The sequence below is a fragment of the Ruegeria sp. CL5 genome, assembly GCF_056536485.1.
This window is the reverse complement of record NZ_JBQFPS010000001.1, coordinates 560,704-581,976: the sequence shown is the minus strand read 5'-3', so window position 1 is coordinate 581,976 and position 21,273 is coordinate 560,704. Positions and strand designations below refer to the sequence as shown.

Annotated in this window: 20 protein-coding genes and 1 riboswitch; of the genes, 9 read left to right on the top strand and 11 right to left on the bottom strand. The window is 57.8% G+C overall.

Going from position 1 to position 21,273, the window contains the following annotated elements; all coding sequences use genetic code 11:
- Positions 1–50 precede the first annotated feature (50 nt).
- Positions 51–1,187 carry a signal recognition particle-docking protein FtsY gene (gene ftsY / locus ACR0IU_RS02815; protein WP_170779100.1) on the bottom strand — a complete coding sequence of 379 codons (1,137 nt, stop codon included), beginning with the start codon at positions 1,185–1,187 and terminating at the stop codon, positions 51–53.
- Between the two features lie 58 nt (positions 1,188–1,245).
- Complete coding sequence (locus tag ACR0IU_RS02810; protein WP_480715176.1) at positions 1,246–1,884, bottom strand: lysoplasmalogenase; 639 nt, start codon at positions 1,882–1,884, stop codon at positions 1,246–1,248.
- Between the two features lie 140 nt (positions 1,885–2,024).
- Here ACR0IU_RS02810 and ACR0IU_RS02805 point away from each other — a divergent pair, with 140 nt between their 5' ends.
- Positions 2,025–2,420: a hypothetical protein gene (locus tag ACR0IU_RS02805; protein WP_480715175.1), complete on the top strand. Its 396-nt coding sequence runs from the start codon at positions 2,025–2,027 to the stop codon at positions 2,418–2,420.
- A gap of 2 nt (positions 2,421–2,422) precedes the next feature.
- Here ACR0IU_RS02805 and ACR0IU_RS02800 read toward each other — a convergent pair whose 3' ends face one another.
- Together ACR0IU_RS02800 and xseA are read right to left on the bottom strand one after the other, a co-directional pair.
- A complete protein-coding gene (locus ACR0IU_RS02800) occupies positions 2,423–3,070 on the bottom strand; it encodes a glutathione S-transferase family protein (protein ID WP_480715174.1) in 648 nt (215 codons plus the stop codon).
- Between the two features lie 3 nt (positions 3,071–3,073).
- Positions 3,074–4,558, bottom strand: a complete 1,485-nt coding sequence (gene xseA / locus ACR0IU_RS02795) for an exodeoxyribonuclease VII large subunit (protein ID WP_480715173.1) — start codon at positions 4,556–4,558, stop codon at positions 3,074–3,076.
- A 74-nt stretch (positions 4,559–4,632) separates the two neighbouring features.
- On the opposite strand from xseA, the gene purD reads away from it, so the two are divergent.
- On the top strand, positions 4,633–5,895 hold the full coding sequence (gene purD, locus ACR0IU_RS02790) for a phosphoribosylamine--glycine ligase (RefSeq protein WP_480715172.1): 1,263 nt from the start codon (positions 4,633–4,635) through the stop codon (positions 5,893–5,895).
- A 111-nt stretch (positions 5,896–6,006) separates the two neighbouring features.
- Here purD and ACR0IU_RS02785 read toward each other — a convergent pair whose 3' ends face one another.
- From ACR0IU_RS02785 to ACR0IU_RS02770, 4 genes are all read right to left on the bottom strand, one after another.
- Entirely contained in the window at positions 6,007–6,711 is a 705-nt protein-coding gene (locus ACR0IU_RS02785) for an FG-GAP repeat domain-containing protein (RefSeq protein WP_480715171.1), read from the bottom strand.
- Between the two features lie 17 nt (positions 6,712–6,728).
- A complete protein-coding gene (locus ACR0IU_RS02780) occupies positions 6,729–7,052 on the bottom strand; it encodes a 2Fe-2S iron-sulfur cluster-binding protein (protein ID WP_010439247.1) in 324 nt (107 codons plus the stop codon).
- A gap of 499 nt (positions 7,053–7,551) precedes the next feature.
- Entirely contained in the window at positions 7,552–8,286 is a 735-nt protein-coding gene (locus ACR0IU_RS02775) for an extensin-like domain-containing protein (RefSeq protein ID WP_480715170.1), read from the bottom strand.
- 168 nt (positions 8,287–8,454) lie between these two features.
- The gene (locus ACR0IU_RS02770) at positions 8,455–9,144 is read right to left on the bottom strand and encodes a glutathione S-transferase N-terminal domain-containing protein (protein ID WP_480715169.1); all 690 of its coding nucleotides are present in this window, start codon (positions 9,142–9,144) and stop codon (positions 8,455–8,457) included.
- A 129-nt stretch (positions 9,145–9,273) separates the two neighbouring features.
- Positions 9,274–9,351, top strand: a riboswitch (SAM riboswitch).
- A gap of 62 nt (positions 9,352–9,413) precedes the next feature.
- Here ACR0IU_RS02770 and metZ point away from each other — a divergent pair.
- Together metZ and folE2 are read left to right on the top strand one after the other, a co-directional pair.
- Entirely contained in the window at positions 9,414–10,604 is a 1,191-nt protein-coding gene (gene metZ, locus ACR0IU_RS02765) for an O-succinylhomoserine sulfhydrylase (protein WP_480715168.1), read from the top strand.
- A 182-nt stretch (positions 10,605–10,786) separates the two neighbouring features.
- On the top strand, positions 10,787–11,890 hold the full coding sequence (gene folE2 / locus ACR0IU_RS02760; RefSeq protein ID WP_480715167.1) for a GTP cyclohydrolase FolE2: 1,104 nt from the start codon (positions 10,787–10,789) through the stop codon (positions 11,888–11,890).
- A 404-nt stretch (positions 11,891–12,294) separates the two neighbouring features.
- On the opposite strand, the gene ACR0IU_RS02755 is transcribed toward folE2, so the two are convergent.
- Positions 12,295–12,864, bottom strand: coding sequence for a hypothetical protein (locus ACR0IU_RS02755; RefSeq protein WP_480715166.1), 570 nt, complete (start codon positions 12,862–12,864; stop codon positions 12,295–12,297).
- Between ACR0IU_RS02755 and ACR0IU_RS02750 the strand changes: the two genes are divergently transcribed.
- Together ACR0IU_RS02750 and ACR0IU_RS02745 are read left to right on the top strand one after the other, a co-directional pair.
- The gene (locus tag ACR0IU_RS02750; protein WP_170779079.1) at positions 12,863–14,311 is read left to right on the top strand and encodes a TrkH family potassium uptake protein; all 1,449 of its coding nucleotides are present in this window, start codon (positions 12,863–12,865) and stop codon (positions 14,309–14,311) included. The genes ACR0IU_RS02755 and ACR0IU_RS02750 overlap by 2 nt on opposite strands.
- Complete coding sequence (locus ACR0IU_RS02745) at positions 14,311–15,885, top strand: thiamine pyrophosphate-binding protein (RefSeq protein WP_480715165.1); 1,575 nt, start codon at positions 14,311–14,313, stop codon at positions 15,883–15,885. The genes ACR0IU_RS02750 and ACR0IU_RS02745 overlap by 1 nt, the downstream gene beginning before the upstream one ends.
- A 56-nt stretch (positions 15,886–15,941) precedes the next feature.
- Here the strand turns inward: ACR0IU_RS02745 and ACR0IU_RS02740 are convergent, their stop codons facing one another.
- On the bottom strand, positions 15,942–17,681 hold the full coding sequence (locus ACR0IU_RS02740; RefSeq protein ID WP_480715164.1) for a serine protease: 1,740 nt from the start codon (positions 17,679–17,681) through the stop codon (positions 15,942–15,944).
- A 207-nt stretch (positions 17,682–17,888) separates the two neighbouring features.
- On the opposite strand from ACR0IU_RS02740, the gene ACR0IU_RS02735 reads away from it, so the two are divergent.
- Positions 17,889–18,830 carry a glycine--tRNA ligase subunit alpha gene (locus tag ACR0IU_RS02735; protein WP_480715163.1) on the top strand — a complete coding sequence of 314 codons (942 nt, stop codon included), beginning with the start codon at positions 17,889–17,891 and terminating at the stop codon, positions 18,828–18,830.
- On the opposite strand, the gene ACR0IU_RS02730 is transcribed toward ACR0IU_RS02735, so the two are convergent.
- Entirely contained in the window at positions 18,827–19,459 is a 633-nt protein-coding gene (locus ACR0IU_RS02730) for a MarC family protein (RefSeq protein ID WP_170583726.1), read from the bottom strand. The genes ACR0IU_RS02735 and ACR0IU_RS02730 overlap by 4 nt on opposite strands.
- Positions 19,460–19,537: 78 nt before the next feature.
- On the opposite strand from ACR0IU_RS02730, the gene ACR0IU_RS02725 reads away from it, so the two are divergent.
- Both ACR0IU_RS02725 and gltS read left to right on the top strand, forming a co-directional pair.
- Positions 19,538–20,059 (top strand): DUF6446 family protein, encoded by a 522-nt coding sequence (locus ACR0IU_RS02725; RefSeq protein WP_480715162.1) that lies wholly within the window; start codon positions 19,538–19,540, stop codon positions 20,057–20,059.
- Positions 20,035–21,273, top strand: a complete 1,239-nt coding sequence (gltS, locus tag ACR0IU_RS02720) for a sodium/glutamate symporter (protein ID WP_480715161.1) — start codon at positions 20,035–20,037, stop codon at positions 21,271–21,273. Before ACR0IU_RS02725 ends, gltS begins: the two co-directional genes overlap by 25 nt.

Sequence of the window (21,273 nt, the reverse complement as noted above, 5' to 3'; positions counted from 1 at the left end):
TCTGCCCCCCACGCCCCCCGAAGGTATTTTTGGCCAGATGAAGGGGCGGATCAGGTTTGCAGGCCGGTGAGGGCGGCGGCGAATTCTTCGGGGTCGAAGGGGGCGAGGTCGTCAATCTGCTCACCGACGCCAATCGCGTGGATCGGCAGACCGAACTTGTCGGCGAGGGCGACCAATACGCCGCCTTTGGCTGTGCCATCGAGCTTGGTCATCACGAGGCCCGAGACATCGGCGAGGTTGCGGAAGGTTTCGACCTGGCTAAGGGCGTTCTGGCCGGTGGTGGCGTCCAGTACCAGCAGGGTGTTGTGCGGGGCCGTGTCGTCGACCTTGCGGATGACGCGGACGATCTTGGCCAGTTCCTCCATCAGGTCAGCGCGGTTTTGCAGGCGGCCTGCTGTATCAATCATCAGAAGGTCGGCACCTTCGTTTTGCGCTTTGGTCAGGGCATCGAAGGCCAGCGAAGCGGGGTCGGAGCCTTCGGGGGCGGTCAGCACGGGCACGCCAGCGCGGTCTCCCCAGACCTGCAACTGCTCGACGGCGGCGGCGCGGAAGGTGTCTCCGGCGGCGATGACGACCTTTTTGCCTGCGGCTTTGAACTGGCTGGCGAGCTTGCCGATGGTAGTGGTTTTGCCTGAGCCGTTCACGCCGACAACCAGCACCACTTGTGGGCGCTTGGGGTAGATTGGCATTGGTTTGGCCACAGGGTCCATCACACGCGCGACTTCCTGCGCCAGCAGCTGTTTGATTTCCTGGGTCGAGAGTTTGCGGCCAAAGCGCCCCTCTGCCATGTTGGACGTAACGCGCAGGGCGGTGTCGACGCCCATGTCCGAGGCGATCAGAAGCTCTTCGAGCTGTTCCAGCATGTCGTCGTCCAGAGTGCGGCGAACAACCGTGCGGTCTTCGTTGCGGGTAAACAGGCGGCCCAGCAGGCCTTTGGAATCGGGGACTTCCGGGGGCGGAGGGGCCGGTGTGGGATCAGCCGGGATCGGAGCTGGGGGTTCGGCCGGTTGTGGCACAGGCGCAGGCTCCGGCACTTCGGGAACCGGTTGCGGTTCTGGCTCGGGGTCAGGGATCACGGGGTCAGGTGTGGTTTCATCGCCGCCATCCTCGACAATCGCATCCAGCCCCTCTTCGAGTCGCGACGAGGATTTGAACAGCTTGTCCTTGAGCTTTGAGAAAAACGCCATTTTTGGTCTCCGCAGGTGTTCCCCTCACCTAATGCGGATTGAAGGCAGTTGCAAAGGGTCAGGTGAAGGTGATCAGAAACCCGGCCTGCGCCCCCCAATAGAGCGGCCAGACCAGATAGGGCGTAAGCTTCAGGGCCGGGTGCTTGGCGGGCAGCAGAAACTTTTCAGTCGCAAGGGTCAGGTCCGAGGCGATGAAGGCCATCGCGGCGGGCAAGGCCCACCGTAGGGCATCAGTATCGGGAAGCGCGAGAACGGTGATGCCCATGCCCAGGATGATCGGGATATAGGCGAGGACGGGGATCTTTAGGTCTCCGGCGCGCGGGGTGAGAAGCGTGGCCATAACGATGCCCAGAATGATCAGGGACCAGAAGATCGCGGGGTGATCGAAGATCAGTTCGAGGTTGCTATCGGGATGGGTCAGGAACAGAGCAATATAAGCCAGATGGCCAGCCGCAAATGCGCCGATGCCTGCCATGAATGTGCTGTTGGTTTCGCGTGACAGAAGGGCATCCCCGATGGCGCAGAGGGTGAGCGCGAGGATCAGAAGCCATGGCGCATTTGCCAGTAGGGCGCCACCGGCCAGCAGGGCGACCGACGCTGTTTTCAGGGTGCTACGCAGGGTGCTAGCCGGGCGCGCAGTGAGCGGCATATAGGCCAGCGCGCAGGCCGCAGCGGCCCAAAACAGAAGTGTCGTCATGGTGCATCCCCGATGTTTTTTGGGCAATCTCGCCATGATCACGACGGTGCATCAAGGCGTGACGTTGAGTTATCTTGCCGATTTGGCAGAGCCGGAAAGGTTGAATGGTACTCGGTAGCAGCATCTGACAGACTGAAGACATGTTCAGAGCTATTATGATTCTGCTGACCTTCGTGGCGTATTCCGTTGCGGCGCAGTCGCCTCTGACTGCGACTGAGTTCGATGCGTATACCCGTGGGAAGACCTTGTTTTACGGGTTCGGTGGGCAAGCCTATGGGGTCGAGCGGTATCTTCCTAATCGTCGTGTGATCTGGTCATTTCTGGATGGCAAATGCATGGAAGGGGTCTGGTACGAGCAGGAAGATCAGATCTGCTTTATCTATGAGGATCAGTTGGCACCGCAATGCTGGGTGTTCACGGAGTTTGGCGGTGGGTTGATCGCGCAATTCGAAGGCGATCCAACCGCGACCGAGTTGTACGAGGCCGAGGATATTGGCGAAGAGATGCTGTGTTACGGGCCGGATGTCGGGGTATGATGTCAAGCGTCGGTTGGCCTTAGCTCTTCGTAGCCAATCATGACATGTCTTTTATATGCAGGTCTTTCGGTTAACGTGTCGTAGTATCTGCTAAGATGCGGGAGCGTCGCGCGGTCTATTTCGATATCGTAGTAGCGGTAGAGCACGTGGCCGAATTGGATATCGGCCAAAGTGAACGTATCGCCCGCCAGATAGGGTGAGTCGGCAAGCAGAGTGTCTGCTATGGTTAGCTTGATCTCCAGATCGATGACGGCCTGTCGGATTGCCTGATCGTCCCGCTGTTTTGCAGGGGTGCGAACCACTTGCCAGAAAATCGGGACGGTAAACGCCATTGCGACGTTTAGTTTTGCCCATTCCGCCCATTTGTCGATCTGTGCGCGCTGAATGGGATCTGATGGCCAGAAAGTTTCGTTCCCATATCTGGTAGCAAGATACCGCAGGATGGCGCCGGTTTCCCAGAGCGGTGCGCCGTCACCATCTCTTAGAACCGGAATCGTTCGGTTTGGGTTCAGGGCCTGAAACGCCGCGCTGTCCAATCCGCCAAAGCGATGACCCAGATCGTGGCGCTGGTACTCCAGATCGAGTTCGCCGACACACCACATGAGTGCCTGAACATTGGATGATGTTTTACGGCCCCAGATCGTCAGCATTGATTAGAACAACGATCCCTGATCAGGCGGTGCCTGTTTGGGTTTTTTGGTCGATGCTTTGCCCTGTGTTCCGGTTTGGAGGCGACCATCGGCGAATTCGATCTCAAGTGCCGTGTGACCGGCGGCCTGTGCTTTGGTTGTGATGACTTCCCCGTCGGCGCGCACGACGGCGTAGCCACGCCCGAGCGTCGCCTTGTAGCTCAGCGTTTCGCGCAGGCGGTCAGTGGCCTCCATCTGCTGGCGCAGGCGGTCCAGCCGCGTGGATTGCGCGGCGTTCAGGCGATCGCTCAGTCGGTTGAGGGTATCGCGCCGTGTTTCCAGCTCGCGCTGGATCGGGCGAAGAGACAAGCGCGAAGACAGATTGCGCCAGCGGTCTCGGCGGGTTTCGACGAAACTGCGCAGGGTCGAGGGGCGCAGACGGGCCGCGCTATCGAGCAGTTTGACGCGACGGTTCTGAACACCCCGGATCAGCGCGTTGGGCAGGCGCTCGGATATCTGGTCGAGCCTTTGGCGCGGGCTTTCCAGCAGCGTATCGGGGCGGGGCAGGGCTCGAGACAGGTCGCGCAGACGCTGGCTGCGGCGTTGCACGGCATCTGTGGAGGCGCGCGAAAGGCGGGCGCCTTGTTCTCCGGTCCACGCCAGCAGTTCCATGCGGACCGGTACGGCAAGTTCGGCAGCGGCGGTTGGCGTGGGCGCGCGGCGGTCCGAGACATAGTCGATCAGGGTGGTGTCGGTCTCGTGCCCCACGGCCGAGATCAACGGGATTTCTGACGCTGCAGTCGCGCGCGCGACGCTTTCTTCGTTGAAGCCCCAGAGGTCCTCGATTGATCCGCCCCCGCGCGCGACGATAATCAGGTCGGGTCGCGGGAGGGCCCCGCCCGGTGTAAGTTGATTGAAGCCTTCGATGGCGCGGGTCACTTCAGGGGCGCAGTTTGCCCCCTGAACCGCGACGGGCCAGATCAGAACTTTGCGCGGGAAACGATCGCGCAGCCGATGCAAGATGTCTCGGATCACCGCACCGGAGGGCGAAGTGACGACGCCGATGATCTTGGGCAGGTAGGGTAGGCGTTTCTTGCGTTCAGCCGAAAACAGCCCTTCGGATTCGAGCTGTTTCTTGCGCTTTTCCAGCAATGCCATAAGTGCGCCTTGGCCGGCGACGGCGACCTCATCGACGTTCAGATTGTATTTCGACTGGGCTCCGAAAGCTGTGAGACGTCCGGTGACGACAACTTCAAGACCTTCCTCGGGAACAACCGACAAACCTGATATCTGCCCTTTCCACGTGGTGCAGGCCAGAACATTCCGGTCGTCCTTAATGTCGTAATAGAGATGCCCTGAGCGCGCCTTGAACACCCGCCCGACCTCGCCGCGTACACGGATTCGGCCAAACGTGCCTTCGAGCGTGCGCTTCACCTCACCCGAGATGTCCGAGACGGTGTATTCGGGGGTGTTTTGGCCCGGAAACGGGTCATCAAGCAGGTCGGACATTTCAGCGCCTTGTGTCAAATCTCTGCGCAGCTTAGAACGCCGCGCAGGCAAGGCCAAGCAGATCGGAGCGTTTCATGAATATCCTCATTCTCGGCAGCGGCGGGCGCGAACACAGCCTTGCTTGGGCGGTGATGCAGAACCCTAAATGTGATCGCCTGATTGTGGCACCGGGCAACGCCGGGATCGCGCAGATCGCAGATTGTGCTGCGCTGGATATCGAGAATGGTGGCGCAGTCGTCAGTTTTGCCGAAGAAAACGCGATTGATTTCGTAATTGTCGGCCCTGAGGCTCCTTTGGCGGCGGGGGTTGCTGATCGGTTGCGTGAAGCAGGCGTTCTGGTCTTTGGTCCGTCAGCCGAAGCGGCGCGGTTAGAGGCCTCAAAAAGTTTCACCAAGGAAATCTGTGACGCATCTGGCGCGCCGACAGCGGGTTATGCCCGGTTCACGGAAGCAGAACCAGCCAAGGCTTATATCCGCGCGCAGGGTGCCCCGATCGTGGTCAAGGCCGATGGTCTGGCTGCCGGGAAGGGTGTGATCGTTGCAATGGATGAGCAAACCGCGCTGGACGCCATTGATGACATGTTCGGCGGTGCCTTCGGTGGCGCGGGGGCCGAAGTTGTAATCGAAGAATTCATGGAGGGCGAGGAGGCTTCGCTTTTCGTTCTATGTGATGGTGAGGATATCCTGTCGATTGGCACGGCTCAGGACCACAAGCGTGTGGGAGAGGGGGATACCGGACTGAACACCGGCGGCATGGGTGCGTATTCTCCGGCCCCGGTTTTGAGTGCCGCGATTGAGGCCCGTGCAATGGATCAGATCGTGCGCCCGACCGTAGCTGAGATGACGCGGCGGGGGACGCCATTTCAGGGTGTGCTTTATGCAGGGCTGATGATCAAGGATGGTCAGCCCAAGCTGGTGGAATACAATGTGCGTTTTGGCGATCCGGAATGTCAGGTTTTGATGATGCGGCTGGGCGCGCAGGCGATGGATCTGTTGCACGCTGCGGCCGAAGGGCGGCTGGGTGAGACGCGTGTGAACTGGGCTGAGGATCACGCGATCACCGTCGTGATGGCCGCAAAAGGATATCCCGGCACCTACGAGAAAGGCACTGCAATCAAGGGATTGGAAGACCTGCCCGAGGACAGCCGGAACATGGTCTTCCATGCGGGTACTAAGGCGGCTGAGGGGCAGATTCAGGCAACAGGCGGTCGGGTTCTCAACGTGACCGCGCGCGGGGACACGCTGCAAGAAGCGCGCGACCGGGCTTATGCGATGGTAGAAGGCGTGGATTGGCCCGAAGGCTTCTATCGCCGTGATATCGGTTGGCGCGCGCTGTGATCTGATTTCCGGGCTATGCCCGACTTGATTGATTGCAAGTAAGGGGCATTGCCCCCTCGGCCTTTGGCCTCACCCCCCCCCCAGGGTATTTATGGCCAGATGAAGACAGGATCAGCACTTTAGCGCTGCGGTCAAGTCATCGCGTTTTCTGAGCGGGCCGAGATCAGCGGTTTGCCAGCCGTTCTGGTATGAGACGCTGATGATGCGCGTCCAGTTCGCGTTTGCAACGATTAACTCTGGGGCACCGTCGCAATGACGTAGGCCGCCCGAGATGAAGTCCTCTCCGATTTTGTGATTGGTGAGGCTGGGGATCGACAGGATTTCGGTCAGGGTGCCGTTTTCATAGCGCCAGATCCGCAGGGTTTTAGCGAGGTGTGGGCGGTCGACATAGGCGATCTCGATATGGCCGTCACCATCGAGGTCGGCGGCACCGATAGGGGCAAGCCAGCGATTCCGGGTTCCGATATAGGGGGTGGCGGCGATCAGACCGCCGCCGTTGTAGATTGCGAGCCGGGCACCTTTGTCACGATGGCTTTCAACCACTAGCGCTTCGCGAAGGCCGTCATTGTCTATGTCGACAAGACGCGGCTTAATATCTTCAAAGACCCGTTCCTTGGGCAAGCGGATTGTGTATCGCGCCGAATTGGGTGCGTATTGCAATACAAGCGCGCCGTATTCGATCTGATCACCGAGCACGCCGTGCGGGTATCGAGCGGTGGGCTCGGCGTATTCCGCCGATCCCAATGGCTCATACTGCCATGGTTGCTGTGACTGAGCTTTGATCGGACAAATCCCCAGCGCGATTGCTAGGACCATGACCGACCAGGAAGGCATCAGATTTGTTTTTCGGGCATCTGGACAACCAGCCCGTCCAGCGCATCGGTGACCTTGATCTGGCAGGTCAGGCGCGAGCGCTCAGTGTCGGGCTCATAGGCAAAGTCCAGCATGTCTTCTTCCATGTCGTCCTTGGCCGGGATTTTCTCGACCCAGTCAGGGTGAACATAGACATGGCAAGTCGAGCAGGCGCAGGCGCCACCGCAATCGGCCTCGATGCCGGGGATATTGTTGTCACGGGCCCCTTCCATGACTGTCAGTCCGTTGGCGACCTCGACTGTATGTTCGGTACCGCCATGCTCGACATAGGTGATCTTTGCCATTGCGTGCGTCTTCCTTTTTTGATGTTCGAACTCTTCCTTAGTGGAGGCATTTTGGTCTTTCTACCCTCAATTGCGATTCCTCCAGCTGAGACTGGACATTCTTAATGTTTGTTCTTCTTTCATTCTCAAGCTTGTTGCCCCTGTTCAGCCCGTTTCTCAAACCAGCGATTGGTACCGTACATCGCCCAGTCTGCCGACTAATCGGCTAGATGATCTGGCTGTGGGTGCGCGAGTGGCAAGAGCGGTACTTGCGGTCATGCGGCAGAGGCCAGAACGGCCAAAGGGGAGATCAGTGTTAAGCTCAAGGATGAGACCGGAAGCGTGAATGTTTTGGTCTGGCTAAAGATCTACTAACCGTTCCGTCGTGCGGTGATCTCGGGGCTTCTGCTGCGGGTGGAGGGCTAGATAAGAGGGGTATTCTGTAGCCCTTGTATTAGCTCAAGTGATCGAAGATATCTTGCGCATGTTGGATGTGTTGGTGGGGGTGAATTGTAGGCCGTTAGCGACAAACAGGGCCGCCACGACGGCGTGCTGTATCGAAATGGAAATGCCCCTTGTGATAACGGTCCGCTTCGGGGCCGAGCACTGTGCCGAACAAACCGCAGGCACCTGCGTGAAGTTCTCGCATAACGTTGTTCGTCCTTTCGTCCGACCACCCATCTCGGACGGTAATCACGGTTCCATCCATCAGTACAAAGGACGAAATATCGATTGCGCGCCCCCGCGCATGTTCTGATATCCGCGCTCGAGGCATGTTATTCTGCGTCTTACACGCATAGTGGCCTGCCAGTCGCAATCCCTTCAGTCCACCACCCCGATCCGCAAAGACTGGTTTGGCTGTATTTTCCAGCCAAGTTTTTAGTTTAATAGCGGTCTCACAATCCATTAGCGCCAACTGGCTTAGAAGTACGTCAGACACCATGCGGAGGCTTACAGGTTCGGCAATGCCGCATCCCCGGTATCTCCCTCTAATTGGTTTGAGATTTGCGCCAATAATGGTCCAGTCGCCACATACCGCTCCGCGTTCACGCATCTTTTCGCGCCCAACCTCAACCTGGTGGAATTTGCATGGGCGTAGACGTGGTCTGGGGGATGCTGTCAGCTCTCGCCTAGAATTGGTGGTGACGATATCATCGTCTATCAGCAGGTCCAGCTCGAATGGTGGTTCGTGCGCCAATAGCTCGTGTGGTTCAGCCTGAGCAGGTTCCTCGCAGTCAGGCGCGGCGCTTGCCATACAAGCGCATAATACAAGCAAAGGAGTCAATACTCGCATAAAATAACTCGTTCCCTTTCAGGTCCGGCCGAGTTCATCCTGACTGACTTCGAAGCATCTGTCGAGGCGAGTCATGCGGATTGAGTATTATCCTTTTCCTACTAAAGATTTGATTATAGTCAGGAAACGCTATCGCTTGAATAAATTGCCCTGTGCCTGCTCGCCACGGTTGTCAGAGCGCAGCTCGGCATGCAGCGCGCGACCTTCCTGAACGCCGGGGCGGGCGTTCATCATGTTCAGCCAGCGGGAGAAGTGGGGTTTGTCTTCTAGCACCTGTTGTTGCCCTTCCCAAAGGCTCGCCCAACCCCAAATCGACATGTCGGCGATGGAGTAGAAATCGCCTGCGACATATTCGTTTTCGACTAGCCTCCGGTCGAGCACACCGTAGAGGCGCCCGACCTCAGTGCGGTAGCGGTCTTTTGGATAGGGTAAGTCCTGCGGCGGGTCCAGTTGAGGGGCGTATTTCAGGAAGTGATGCGCCTGTCCGGCCATGGGGCCGACGCCACCCATCTGCCACATCAGCCATTCTTCGACGGCGATCCGGTCACGCTCGGTTTTGCCGTAGAACCGCCCAGTCTTGCGGGCGAGGTACATCAGGATTGCACCGCTTTCAAAGACGGATACCGGTGCACCGTCGGGGCCATCCGGATCGACGATAGCGGGCATGCGGTTGTTAGGAGAGATTTTCAGGAATTCGGGGTCGAACTGGTCGCCTTTGCCGATGTTGATCAGGTGGGTTTTGTAGGGCAGTTCCATCTCTTCCAGCGCGATGGACACTTTCCAACCGTTGGGCGTGGGCCAGAAATACAGATCGATCATGGGGCCTCCTCAGGTTGAAGCGATGATGAAGCTTTTTGAGCAAACGGCAAGAGCCTGCTCGGGCCATTTACGAAAGCGTGACCCGAAGCGGGACGGGCTTGACGAGGCCTGGGACGGGGCGTAAACGCATGCCTACCACGTGGCGATTTGTTACCGGATTGCGGGCCACGCTAAACAACACCGCTAAAAGGTCAGGATGAAAGACCCCTTTCGCTTGGCCGCGTCTGGGGTTTTTTGTTTGCCTCCCAAGTGGGGCTGAAAGGAATGAGATGAGCGAGAGCTGGAACAAACGCACCCAAGCCGTCCATGGCGGCATCCGCCGCAGTCAGTACAATGAGGTTTCTGAGTCGATCTTTCTGACCCAGGGGTTTGTCTACGAGAACGCCGAGCAGGCCGAGGCCCGGTTTATCGAAAGCGGCCCGGATGAGTTCATCTATGCCCGCTACGGCAACCCCACCGTTTCAATGTTCGAGCAACGTATAGCGGCTTTGGAAGGCGGCGAGGATGCTTTTGCTACCGCCTCGGGCATGGCGGCAGTGAACGGTGCGCTGACTTCGATGTTGAAAGCTGGCGACCATGTGGTTTCAGCCAAAGCTCTGTTTGGGTCCTGCCTGTATATCCTTGAAAACATCCTGACACGGTTCGGTGTTGAGGTGACGTTTGTGGACGGTACCGATCTGGCCGCATGGGAGGCCGCGCTCCGACCTGACACCAAGGCGGTATTCTTCGAATCCATGTCGAACCCGACGCTTGAGGTGATCGATATCGCCGGTGTGTCGAAACTGGCCCACGCGGTTGGTGCCGTTGTAATCGTAGACAACGTATTCTCGACGCCGGTGTTCTCGCGCGCGATCGAGCAGGGCGCGGATGTGGTTGTCTATTCGGCAACCAAGCATATTGACGGGCAGGGCCGCGCGCTGGGCGGTGTGATCATCGGCACCAAGGATTTCATCCGTGGCACGGTCGAACCCTACATGAAACACACCGGCGGAGCACTGAGCCCGTTTAACGCCTGGATCATGGTCAAAGGTCTTGAAACCATGGCCCTGCGCGTGAATGCGCAGGCAGACAGCGCCCAGAAGATTGCTGAGGCGCTTGAAGGGCATCCCGCACTAGAGAGGACACTGTTCCCCGGGCTTAAGACGCACCCGCAGAACGCATTGGTGCAGGATCAACTGGGCGGCAAAGGCGGCACGGTTCTGTCGCTGGATATCAAGGGCGGCAAAACCGCAGCGTTTGCGTTCCTGAATGCGCTCACGATCCCCGTGATCTCGAACAATTTGGGTGACGCCAAGTCGATCGCGACGCATCCGGCCACCACCACGCATCAGCGCCTGAGCGAAGAACAGCGCGATGAGTTGGGTATTACGCCCGGCCTTGTACGTCTTTCGGTAGGGCTTGAAGACGCGGCCGACTTGTTGGCAGACATCGAACACGCTTTGGCCTGCTCGCAGGGCTAGGATCGGGATCATGACGCTTGGTTAGGTGGTGCAGAACGACTCGATTGGGCGTTTTTGGTTGAAAAACGACGGTTTTCTGGCTGCAAATTCGATCCGGGCGGCTAAATTCATTGTATCGCCTTGGACTGGTAAAATAAGCTTGGTCGTATATAGTCTTGCGGCTTAGGAAGGGACTCCTGCCAATGAATGTTCATCCGCGCGAAATGGACGATACCCCTGACCACGATCAGGCGGCTGAAGCTCTCAAGGTATTGCGCGAATGGGCGAAATCGGCCACGGCTGCCGAAATCAGTCAACTTGACCCGGCGGTAGCGCAGCTTGCCCCTGGATTGACGCAATCAAATTATCCATCTCTGTCGCGTGAATATCCGGAAGGATTTGAGGTTGACGCAGAGTACAGGGCGTCATTGCCCGACCTGCAAAATGGGCCATCCAGCCTGATCCGGGGTGCAAAGCAGCAGATCCAGCATGTTGGCATATCGAATTTCCGCCTGCCGATCCGGTTTCATCGCAAGAACGGCGCTGACCTGACGCTTGAGACTTCGATCACCGGCTCGGTCAGCCTCGAGGCCGGAAAGAAGGGCATCAACATGTCCCGGATTATGCGGTCTTTCTACAAACATGCCGAGCGTACATTCAGCTTTGAGGTCATGGAATCCGCGCTGAGCGACTATATGACCGATCTCGACAGCTTTGATGCGCGCATTCAGATGCGGTTTTCCTATCCCGATCGAATCGAAAGCCTACGGTCTGGCCTGAGCGGTTATCAATACTATGATATCGCGCTGGAATTGGTCGAGCGCGGAGGCGAACGGCTGAAGATCATGCATCTGGACTATGTGTATTCGTCGACCTGTCCTTGTTCGCTAGAGCTCAGCGAACATGCGCGTGCTAAACGCGGGCAGTTGGCGACACCGCATTCGCAGCGATCAGTCGCTCGGATATCGGTTGTGGTGGATTGCAATGCAGATTGTCTGTGGTTCGAAGACCTGATCGCGCTCTGCCGTCGTGCGGTTCCGACCGAGACACAGGTGATGGTCAAGCGCGAGGATGAACAGGCATTTGCTGAGCTGAATGCGGCTAATCCTATCTTTGTGGAAGATGCCGCGCGGCTGTTCTGCGCCGAATTGCAGGCAGATCACCACATCGGTGATTTTCGTGTGATCGCAAGTCATCAAGAAAGCTTACATAGCCACGATGCAGTTTCGATTTTGACCGAAGGGCCCACCTTCGATTCTGCCAGCCTTGACCCGAGATTGTTCACGACTCTGTTCCACGTGGGCTGATAAACGTCGCGGAAGTTGCTGGAATAGCATTCAAAATTTTCTCATGAGCGCTTTATTGCCGCAATGCAGCAAGAATTGCTGCATGTGCGATACGAATCGCGCTAATCTGCTTGTGAGTGCAGCTGCTGCAGGCCCGAACACGCGGTAATGCAGCTCGAAAGGAAGCCGGGACGTGCGACGCCTTGGACCGCGAATCTGCCTACCTGCCCGGGTGATTGGGGCGGATGGGGTCTCTTATTCTCTTTCCGGCTGCCTCGGTTTTATCAGGAGAGACATGCAATGAATCCGATTTCTCAATCATTAGAATATCAGGCGGCAGCCATACGTTCGGCAGGCTATGTTATTGCCAGCCAGTTGGAAGTCCTGCAGATCATGACCCGCGCGGCGTTTGAGCTGCCGATGACTCAGTTGCAGGGAGTGTCCAAAACTGACGCACCAGCAGCGGCAGCTCGGAAGGGTGCGCCCACTAAACCAGCTACCACGAAACGAGCAAAATCGGCGGCAAAACCGAACGTGGTGTCTTCAAAGCCGGAAACGACTGCAAAACCGGCAGCAGCTCCAAAGGCAAAAGTTGCGCCCAAGCCAACGCAGGTGGTTAAGGCTGCACCCAAGGCGGCGGCCAACTCTGTGTCAACCAAAGCCAAACCTGCGGCAAAAACAGTGCAGGCTTCGCCCGCAAAACCGGTGGCGGCAAAACCTGCGCCAGCGAAGCCTGCAATCGCAAAATCGACACCTACCAAATCCGCGGTGTCCAAACCGGGCGTTGCAAAAGCATCACCGGCCAAGCCAGCAACAGAAAAAGTGACCACTTCGAAAAACACAGCGGTAACTGCAGGGCAGACCGAACCGGGCGCGCGTCGGACACGTACACCGTCTAAGCCACCCGCAATGCCCGCAGCAGCTACAAAATCCGGCTCGTAAGTCGGATCAACTGCTTGACACTGTCGGGCTGGCGCGCCAACGCTGCCCGTCATGATGGATCTTCGCCCGGTCGGATATGTGATTGGCCTGCTGGTCGCCATTCTAGGGGCGACCATGCTGCTGCCCATGCTTGTCGACATGATCGAGGGGCGGGGCGAGTGGCATGTTTTCTTTGAAAGCGCGGTCATCACGCTGCTGACCGGCAGCGTTCTTGCGATGAGCTGTTCGAACGGGGTGGGCGAAGGTCTGACGATCCGTCAGACCTTTTTGCTGACTTCGGGCGTCTGGGTGGCGTTGCCGGTTTTTGGCGCCATACCCTTTGTATTCGGCGAGACCGAGCTCCGCTTTGTTGATGCTTATTTCGAGGCGATGTCGGGGCTGACCACCACCGGGTCGACTGTGATCTCGGGGCTGGATGATCTGCCACGTGGCCTGTTGTTGTGGCGGGGGGTCCTGCAATGGCTGGGTGGCATTGGCATCATCGTTGTCGCAATGGTTTTCCTACCCGAACTGCGCGTAGGCGGAATGCAGATCTTCCGCTCGGAAGGATTTGAAACTATGGGGAAGATCCTTCCTCGTGCACAAGAAATTGCAGGTCAGATTTCCCTGATCTATGTCGTTCTCACAGTGGTCTGCATCCTCGTATATGCCGGTCTTGGGATGAGCTTCTTTGACGCTCTGGTCCATGCGCTGACCACGATTTCCACGGGCGGGTTCTCCAACTATGATGCATCATTCGGGACTTTTTCGGGACCTGCTGAATACGCCGCCGCCGTTTTCATGATCCTCGCGGCCTTGCCATTCGTACGCTATGTCCAATTTGCCAACGGCAATACGAGTTCGCTTTGGCAAGACAGTCAGATCAGGGCATTTCTGGCAACGATTGCGGTTCTTGTGGTTCTCATGTCGATATTCCTGACATCGGTCTTTCCACACCATTGGGAACAAGCTTTCCGCGAGTCGCTGTTCAATATCACTTCGATCATCTCGGGTACCGGCTATGCCAGCGTTGATTATATGGGCTGGGGCAGCTTCCCGATCATGCTGTTCTTCCTGATCGGCCTAATTGGCGGTTGTGCGGGCTCTACCGCATGTTCGATCAAAGTGTTCCGCTATCAGTTGCTGTTTGCCTCGATCAAAACGCAGATCAGCCGCATCCGGTCTCCGCATGGTGTGTTCGTGCCGCGATATGACGGGCGACCCATAGGGCGCGATGTTCTGACCTCGGTCATGAGCTATTTTATGTTCTTCGCGCTTTCGATGGGGGTGCTGTCCTGGGCTCTGGCACTGACTGGACTGGACTTTATCACCTCGGTTTCGGGTGCCGCAACTGCACTGGCCAATGTGGGTCCTGGGTTGGGTGATCAGATCGGCCCTGCAGGAAACTTTGCCGGACTCAACGACAGCGCGAAATGGATGCTGATTGTAGGTATGTTGGTTGGGCGGCTAGAGCTGCTTGCCGTTTACGCAATATTTACTGTTCAATTCTGGAGAGACTAATGAAGCGACCGCTTGGTGCGCAGATATCGCACATGTTGAAAGATCGCGGCGTTGATGTGATTTTTGGAATTCCCGGCGTCCATAATCAGGAAATGTACCGTGGTATCGAAGAAGCTGGCATAACGCATGTACTGGCGCGCCATGAACAAGGCGCTGGGTTCATGGCTGATGGATACGCGCGCGCCTCTGGCAAGCCTGGTGTGGCTTATGTGATCACCGGTCCTGGCCTGTGCAACATCATGACGCCAATGGGCCAGGCCTATTCGGATTCAGTTCCAATGCTGGTGTTGTCCTCTTGCCTTGACGATGTTCAGTCACGGCGTGGACAGTTGCACCAGATGAAAGATCAACGCGGCGCAGCGGACACCGTGGCAGACTGGTCCTGCCAGGCAGACGATGCTCAGGCCGCATATCTGTTGGTTGAACGAGCGTTCGAAGACTTTGAGTTGTCGCGACCACGGCCCAAGCATATCCAGATCCCAATTGCTCAGCTGGAAGCTGAAGCTGAGCCGGCACCATTCCCGAACCAACCCGCCTTGCGTACCAAGGCGTTGCCGCCTGACGTCGCTCCTGTTTTGTCTTTGCTCAATATTGCGCAGCGGCCATTGTTCATTCTAGGCGGTGGTAGCCGCTCCAACCTGTGGCGGCAGATCCTGACGGAGCTAGGTGCTGCCTGTTTCACCACATTTGCCGGACGAGGGCTTGTTGGGGCCAACTATCCGCTGGATTTCGGATCGATGTTGCCTCGTCCGGGCAGCGCCGAGGCCATCGCCTCGGCCGATCTTGTTGTTGTTGTCGGGGCAGAGCTGGGAGAGGTTGATTTGTGGCGTGATCGATTGGGCCATTCCGCCCAGCTGGTACGCGTTGATCTCGACCCCGAAGTGTTGTCCGACCACCATAGGGCGACAGTCAAGATTCAGGCTGATGGCGAAAGCTTCGCATATGCGTTGTGGCAATCCGTCGAAAAGGTTCAACCGGCAGGCGGATGGTCTCAGGATGAAGTAAGTGAGGCACGCGCGCGCTGGCGTGCGGAAATCAACGCCGAACTACCGGGCATCGTTCAGGTGTCCGACGCGCTGCGCGAGGCGATGCCGGTCGAGACGATGATCTATTCGGATATGACGCAGTTCGCTTATGTCTCGAAAGAGATCTGGGACATGCATTATCCTTATCACTGGCATCACCCAACTGGGTTCGGCACACTGGGATATGCTCTGCCCGCAGGCATCGGTGGTGCCATGGCGCGACGTGGAAAACCCACAGCGGTGATCGCGGGCGACTATGGTTTCCACTACACGATGCAAGAGCTTGGCGTCGCAGTGGAGTTGGGCCTGCCTCTGCCCACTATTCTGTGGGACAATGGCAAGCTAAAAGCGATCGAAGACAGCATGGTGCGCAGTCAGATCGCGCCCAACGCCGTGATCGCGCGCAATCCGGATTTCTGCAAACTGGCCGAGGCCTTCGGGGCCCGATCGGCAGAACCGGGTAATCTGGATGAGATGCAGGCGGCAGTTCGCAAGGCGTTTACTGCTAACGGCCCAACTCTGATCAGAATTACGCCGGAAATTCTGTGAGGCATAAAAAAAGGCGCTGCACCTCGGTCCAGCGCCTTTTCAGTGATGTCAGATATTCAGTCCCAGCAATGAACTAATACAGTCATTCCACTGGCCCGGCGGCTTAGCTCGTTTGGTGAGATCTGGGTCGAGTTTTGTGCGGTTTGGCCGGAAACACCCGCCTTGTTCAGGACTTCTGTCAGGCGATCGACATTTGCCGCAAGGCTAACCGAGTCGGGCAGGGTGCGCCCCTCAGATGGGGTGGGTAGCAGCATGCCGACCACGTTGCCGCTGTCATCAAAGACCGGCCCGCCCGCATCCCCGGGCTGCGCGGCCAGCGCCAAACGTTTGACGCCATCTTCGCCGTTCAAGCCACGAATATCGGCGATCTCGCCAAAGGTCAGGGTGGGGGCGCCCAAAGCGCCTTCGTAAGAAAAGCCCGAAACCACAACCTGAGACTGAATGCGAGGTTGGTCTGATTGGAATTCGGCGACGCTGATTGGGGCCAATGTCTGGCTGGGGCGCAGAACGGAAACGCCAAGATCAGCGTCTTGCCATGCGACCTGAACATCCTGACCACCGTCCAGAGTGATGCGGTTACAGCTGTCGGAAGCCTCCGAAACAGTCAGGACTGTCCCGTTGTTATCGGCGTAGAATCCGGATCGTGACAGTCGCGGTTTGCGGACCTGAAGACCCGAGACCAGATCAATGCGTTGTTCGGCCTCCGCCCCGGCACTGGCATCGAGCACCGCATCCGTGGGGGTGAAGCTAGCGCGCATTGCGGCCATAACGCGGGCGCGTCGCGCTTCATCGCCTTCAGGCCAAACCAGAGTGAATCCCTTGATCTTCCCGTCCTTCAAGGCCGCCTGAGTGTACGAGATTATTCCCTGGCTGCGCCCCTCTATCGTAAAACTGTTACCGCGTAAGGCGCGTTCGCCATCAAGCGGAACAATCTCAAGCGATTGCATCACTTGATACAGCGCCCGAAGGGTGGCGGGTGAACCTTCCTGGCTGATCAACAGCGCTTGGGCGTCCAAATCCGAAGCGGGTTTGAAATGCGCAAAGGGGGCTTCATAGCGGTCAAATGCTAACACGCCCAGAGGCATGTCCAACTCGATCCCGGCTTGAACGTCGGAATATCGCGCCATGCCGACGCTGATCAGCGGTGCGTTGTAGTCGTCCATCAGCGTCTTGCGCTGCAATGTGGTCAGAACGCCAGTTGCCTCAAACCCGTTGAAGCTTTGCCAATCGCTCATCGAGCGACGGGTACCCTGACCAAACGCACCGTCGATGGTCGAGTTGTAGAACCCGGCCGCCTGCAGCGCAGTCTGCAGGTCCTTGCGTTCCTGAGCCGTCAGCAGGCGTTCACCCTGCAAGGCTTCCGAACGCGTTTCGTCTGCGTCCTGCAAGCTTAAACCAATCGCTGGCTGTTCTGGTTGCTGTTCCGGCTGTACGGGTGCGTTGATCACCCCCCGTTCAAGAATGTTGGCTCCAACAGGCCAGAATTGCTGAGCCAGCGCATTGGAGAAAGCGATGAAACTGTCTGACGGTATCTGGCGTTCAGCCCGGTAGACTCGCAATACCTGCTCGGCGTCATCGCGAAGATATGGCCCGATTACAATGGCATACCAGCCCGAGTTTAGGCGAAACCCGTTCACATCTGGCAGGGCGTTTGCGTAAGCCTGAGCACGCTCCTGCGCTTCGCGAAGCGAGGGCTGTGCCTCAATCTGAATCCAAACGCCGGCGTCTTGTTGGGCGAAAGCGGCGCGAAGACCGAAGAAGAGAAAGAATGTAATTACCGTAAATACGCGTGTCATTGTCTGCCCGTTTTATGCAGTGTTTTCACTTTGCCGCAGAGTACGCGGAATCGCGACCCGATGGCCATGCCCGGAATACGGGGAATTCTGGGTGTGGCTGCTCAGCGACAGCCAGTGCCGTTTGGCCCGTTGACGCCCCTTGGTGGCTTGCATAGGAAGGGCCAAACCCACTGAAACACGGCGCAAATGGCGTCCAAGGGAAATGTCATGACCGAACCCAAAAGCACTCCTCGTTCATTTCAGGAGATTATCCTGCGGCTTCAGACCTATTGGGCGTCGAAAGGCTGTGCGATCCTGCAGCCCTATGACATGGAGGTTGGCGCGGGTACGTTCCATCCGGCAACCACCCTGCGCGCGCTGGGATCCAAGGCTTGGGCCGCGGCCTACGTTCAACCCTCACGCCGCCCGACGGACGGGCGCTATGGCGAAAACCCAAACCGGTTGCAGCATTACTATCAGTATCAGGTGTTGATCAAACCCAGCCCGCCGGATCTGCAAGAGCTGTATCTGGGCAGCCTTGAGGCCATCGGTATCGACATGGATCTGCATGATATCAGGTTCGTCGAGGATGACTGGGAAAGCCCTACTCTGGGCGCGTGGGGACTGGGCTGGGAAGTTTGGTGTGATGGCATGGAAGTCAGCCAGTTCACCTATTTCCAGCAGGTCGGGGGCCACGACTGTACGCCGGTTTCGGGCGAGTTGACCTATGGTCTGGAACGTTTGGCGATGTATGTACTGGGCATCGATCATGTGATGGATATGCCGTTCAACGATCCGCAATCACCCAGTCCGCTAACTTATGGCGACATCTTCAAGCAGACCGAAGAGGAATACGCCCGCTGGAACTTTGATGTGGCCAATACCGAGGTCCTGCTGCGCCACTTCGAAGAGGCCGAGGCCGAATGCGCGTCCATTCTGGCGCAGGAACATGATGACCCGAAGACGGGCAAGCGCATCATCATGGCGCATCCTGCATACGATCAGTGCATCAAGGCCAGCCACATTTTCAATCTGCTTGACGCGCGAGGCGTGATCTCGGTGACCGAACGGCAGGCCTATATCGGTCGCGTCCGCGCATTGGCCAAGCAATGCGCCGATGCGTTCGTGCAGACCGAGGCCGCCGGGTTCGAGGTTTTATGCAACGCCTAGGCCAGACCGGGCAACAACGCCTTCAGGCCGTCTGCGATCATGCTGATTGCGATGGCCGCAAGGATCATGCCCATGAAGCGGCTCATGATCACGCGGGCATTGTCCGACAGCCGCTTAGCCAGCGCCGAGGCGTTCCAGAATGTACCCAGCAGCAAAGCGACGACAAACAGAAATACACCTGCATAGACAATGGCTTCGACCGGTGTCTTGATGTGATGCGCGTAGAGGATCAAGGTCGTGATCGTGCCGGGGCCGACCAGTATCGGAAAGGCCAAGGGATAGAAGGCAACCGTCTCGGGGGCCGGGTAGGATTTCTTTTCTCCGTCGGTCCCATGGTGCGAGCTGCTTTCGTTTCCGTTCAGCATGTTCAGCCCGATCATCAGGACGACAAGGCCACCGGCGACACGCAGGTCATCGACACTGATGCCAAACAGCCCAAGCGCTTGACTGCCAATTGCGGCGAAGGCTCCACCAAGGATCAAGCAGTAGAGCGCGGTTTTCACAGCCACTTTGCGTTGATCCGAAACGGGCAGGTCTTGCGTAACACTCAGGAACACAGGCAGGTTGGTGATCGGATTCATGATCGCGAACAGCGCGCCGAAAAATCCGACGGCAAGGGTGGTTTCCATGCGTGTAGCCTCGTTTCTGCTCGTACTAGTTTGAAACCTGTCCTATTTTCTGTGAACTTGAAAGAGGCGGCGTAAACGATGACTGGAAAACTGCTTGCGCTGATCCTTGTGATTTCTGCCGTTCTGGCAGGGGCCGGGATGTATTATCTGCAGGTCTATGGGTTCTATTATGAAATCGAGCCACGCCCGGGCCAGGATGTGGTATTGCTGGCGCGAGGGGCCGAGGCGCCCGAACCCATCGCTTATACTGCGTTCCAGGCCATTGACGCCGACAGCTCTCCGATCCGGTATAGGGCCTGTTTCGAAACTGAGATGATGCCGGATCAGATGGTGGATTTCATCCCTGTCGAGAACCCCGAGCCATTGACTGCGCCGGGATGGTTTGACTGCTACGACGCGGTTGCGCTTGCCGATGCGTTGAAAACAGGGCAGGCGCAGGCCTTCATGGGCGCCAAGAACATCCATTATGGTGTCGATCAGATCGTCGCAATTACACAAGATGGTAAAGGCTACATCTGGCACGCACTGAACAATTGCGGTGAAAAGGCTTATGACGGCACGGTTGTGGGCGAGGAATGCCCACCCAGACCCGAGGGTTGACGCAGATGGGTACGGTTGTTGAAATTCCGGAGTTCCTGACCGCAACGCTGGGCTTTGCGGTTTACCTGTTGGGGGCCGAGATTAACGCCCGCGTTGCGCCCTTGCGCAGCTTCAACATCCCCGAGCCTGTGACCGGGGGCCTTTTGGCCTCGCTGGTGGTGTTGGCTCTGTATCTTGGATTTGGCATTGAGCTGTCATTTGGCTTGACCGCGCGAGATTTCCTATTGGTTCTGTTCTTTGCCGGGATTGGTCTGAACGCCCGTCTGTCCGATTTGATCGCGGGCGGCAAGCCATTGCTATTGCTTCTGATTTTGACGCTTCTAACCATCGTCGCGCAGAATGTGATCGGCGCTGCGGGGGCCGTGATGTTCGGATATCCGGCGCAAGCCGGGGTGCTATTCGGGTCTGCTGCGCTGATCGGAGGGCACGGGACCGCGATCGCCTGGGCACCCGAAGTTGCGGAAGCCACCGGGCTGAGTGGCGCAACCGAGCTGGGTGTGGCCGTGGCCACATTGGGCCTGGTGCTGGCCGCCTTGGTCGGTGGGCCGATTGCGCGACTGCTGATCGAGGGGCGCAAGCTCAGCCCCGAACGGCCGGGGGAAGAGCATACGGTGGGTCTGCCCAATGAGGTCGACCCGAAGTCCGAGATTGATCATCTGACAATCATGCGCGTGCTCCTGCACCTAAACCTTGCGATCATCTCGGGTTACATCCTGAGTGAGGCGATTACCGCCGCCGGGCTGAAGCTGCCCTTGTTCGTGCCCTGCCTGATCATGGGCATTGTCATTGCAAACCTGCGCTCCGCGATTGCTCCGAATGCACCGCCGGTATCGCGTACGCCCTCGCTGGCGCTGATCTCGGAATTTGCGCTGGGGGCGTTTCTGGCGATGTCACTGATGAGCCTGCAGCTGTGGACCATCGCCGAGCTGGGCCTCGCGATTGCGGTGATCATGACAGCGCAAACCCTGTTTGCCGTGGTGTTCGTGATCTGGGTTCTGTTCCCGCTGATGGGATCGAACTACCGCGCCGCCGTTCTGGCCGCCGGGTTCGGAGGCTTCGCTCTGGGCGCAACCCCGACCGCTATCGCAAATATGACCGCCGTAACCAAGCGATATGGCCCGTCGCCTATTGCCTTTATCGTGCTGCCCCTTGTATCCGCATTCTTTGTGGATATCGCCAATGCCATCGTCATCCAGACGATTGTAAATTTCTAA

Coding starts and splice junctions, on each gene's coding strand:
- ACR0IU_RS02785 (WP_480715171.1), bottom strand. CDS start 6,711: ATGGTCCTAGCAATCGCGCTGGGGATTTGTCCGATCAAAGCTCAGTCA.
- xseA (WP_480715173.1), bottom strand. CDS start 4,558: ATGTCCGACCTGCTTGATGACCCGTTTCCGGGCCAAAACACCCCCGAA.
- metZ (WP_480715168.1), top strand. CDS start 9,414: ATGAGCGAGAGCTGGAACAAACGCACCCAAGCCGTCCATGGCGGCATC.
- ACR0IU_RS02740 (WP_480715164.1), bottom strand. CDS start 17,681: ATGACACGCGTATTTACGGTAATTACATTCTTTCTCTTCTTCGGTCTT.
- purD (WP_480715172.1), top strand. CDS start 4,633: ATGAATATCCTCATTCTCGGCAGCGGCGGGCGCGAACACAGCCTTGCT.
- gltS (WP_480715161.1), top strand. CDS start 20,035: ATGCCCACCCAGACCCGAGGGTTGACGCAGATGGGTACGGTTGTTGAA.
- ACR0IU_RS02800 (WP_480715174.1), bottom strand. CDS start 3,070: ATGCTGACGATCTGGGGCCGTAAAACATCATCCAATGTTCAGGCACTC.
- ACR0IU_RS02805 (WP_480715175.1), top strand. CDS start 2,025: ATGTTCAGAGCTATTATGATTCTGCTGACCTTCGTGGCGTATTCCGTT.
- ACR0IU_RS02735 (WP_480715163.1), top strand. CDS start 17,889: ATGACCGAACCCAAAAGCACTCCTCGTTCATTTCAGGAGATTATCCTG.
- ACR0IU_RS02755 (WP_480715166.1), bottom strand. CDS start 12,864: ATGACGGGCAGCGTTGGCGCGCCAGCCCGACAGTGTCAAGCAGTTGAT.
- ACR0IU_RS02810 (WP_480715176.1), bottom strand. CDS start 1,884: ATGACGACACTTCTGTTTTGGGCCGCTGCGGCCTGCGCGCTGGCCTAT.
- ACR0IU_RS02770 (WP_480715169.1), bottom strand. CDS start 9,144: ATGATCGATCTGTATTTCTGGCCCACGCCCAACGGTTGGAAAGTGTCC.
- ACR0IU_RS02775 (WP_480715170.1), bottom strand. CDS start 8,286: ATGGCAAGCGCCGCGCCTGACTGCGAGGAACCTGCTCAGGCTGAACCA.
- ACR0IU_RS02780 (WP_010439247.1), bottom strand. CDS start 7,052: ATGGCAAAGATCACCTATGTCGAGCATGGCGGTACCGAACATACAGTC.
- ftsY (WP_170779100.1), bottom strand. CDS start 1,187: ATGGCGTTTTTCTCAAAGCTCAAGGACAAGCTGTTCAAATCCTCGTCG.
- ACR0IU_RS02745 (WP_480715165.1), top strand. CDS start 14,311: ATGAAGCGACCGCTTGGTGCGCAGATATCGCACATGTTGAAAGATCGC.
- ACR0IU_RS02750 (WP_170779079.1), top strand. CDS start 12,863: ATGATGGATCTTCGCCCGGTCGGATATGTGATTGGCCTGCTGGTCGCC.
- folE2 (WP_480715167.1), top strand. CDS start 10,787: ATGAATGTTCATCCGCGCGAAATGGACGATACCCCTGACCACGATCAG.
- ACR0IU_RS02730 (WP_170583726.1), bottom strand. CDS start 19,459: ATGGAAACCACCCTTGCCGTCGGATTTTTCGGCGCGCTGTTCGCGATC.
- ACR0IU_RS02725 (WP_480715162.1), top strand. CDS start 19,538: ATGACTGGAAAACTGCTTGCGCTGATCCTTGTGATTTCTGCCGTTCTG.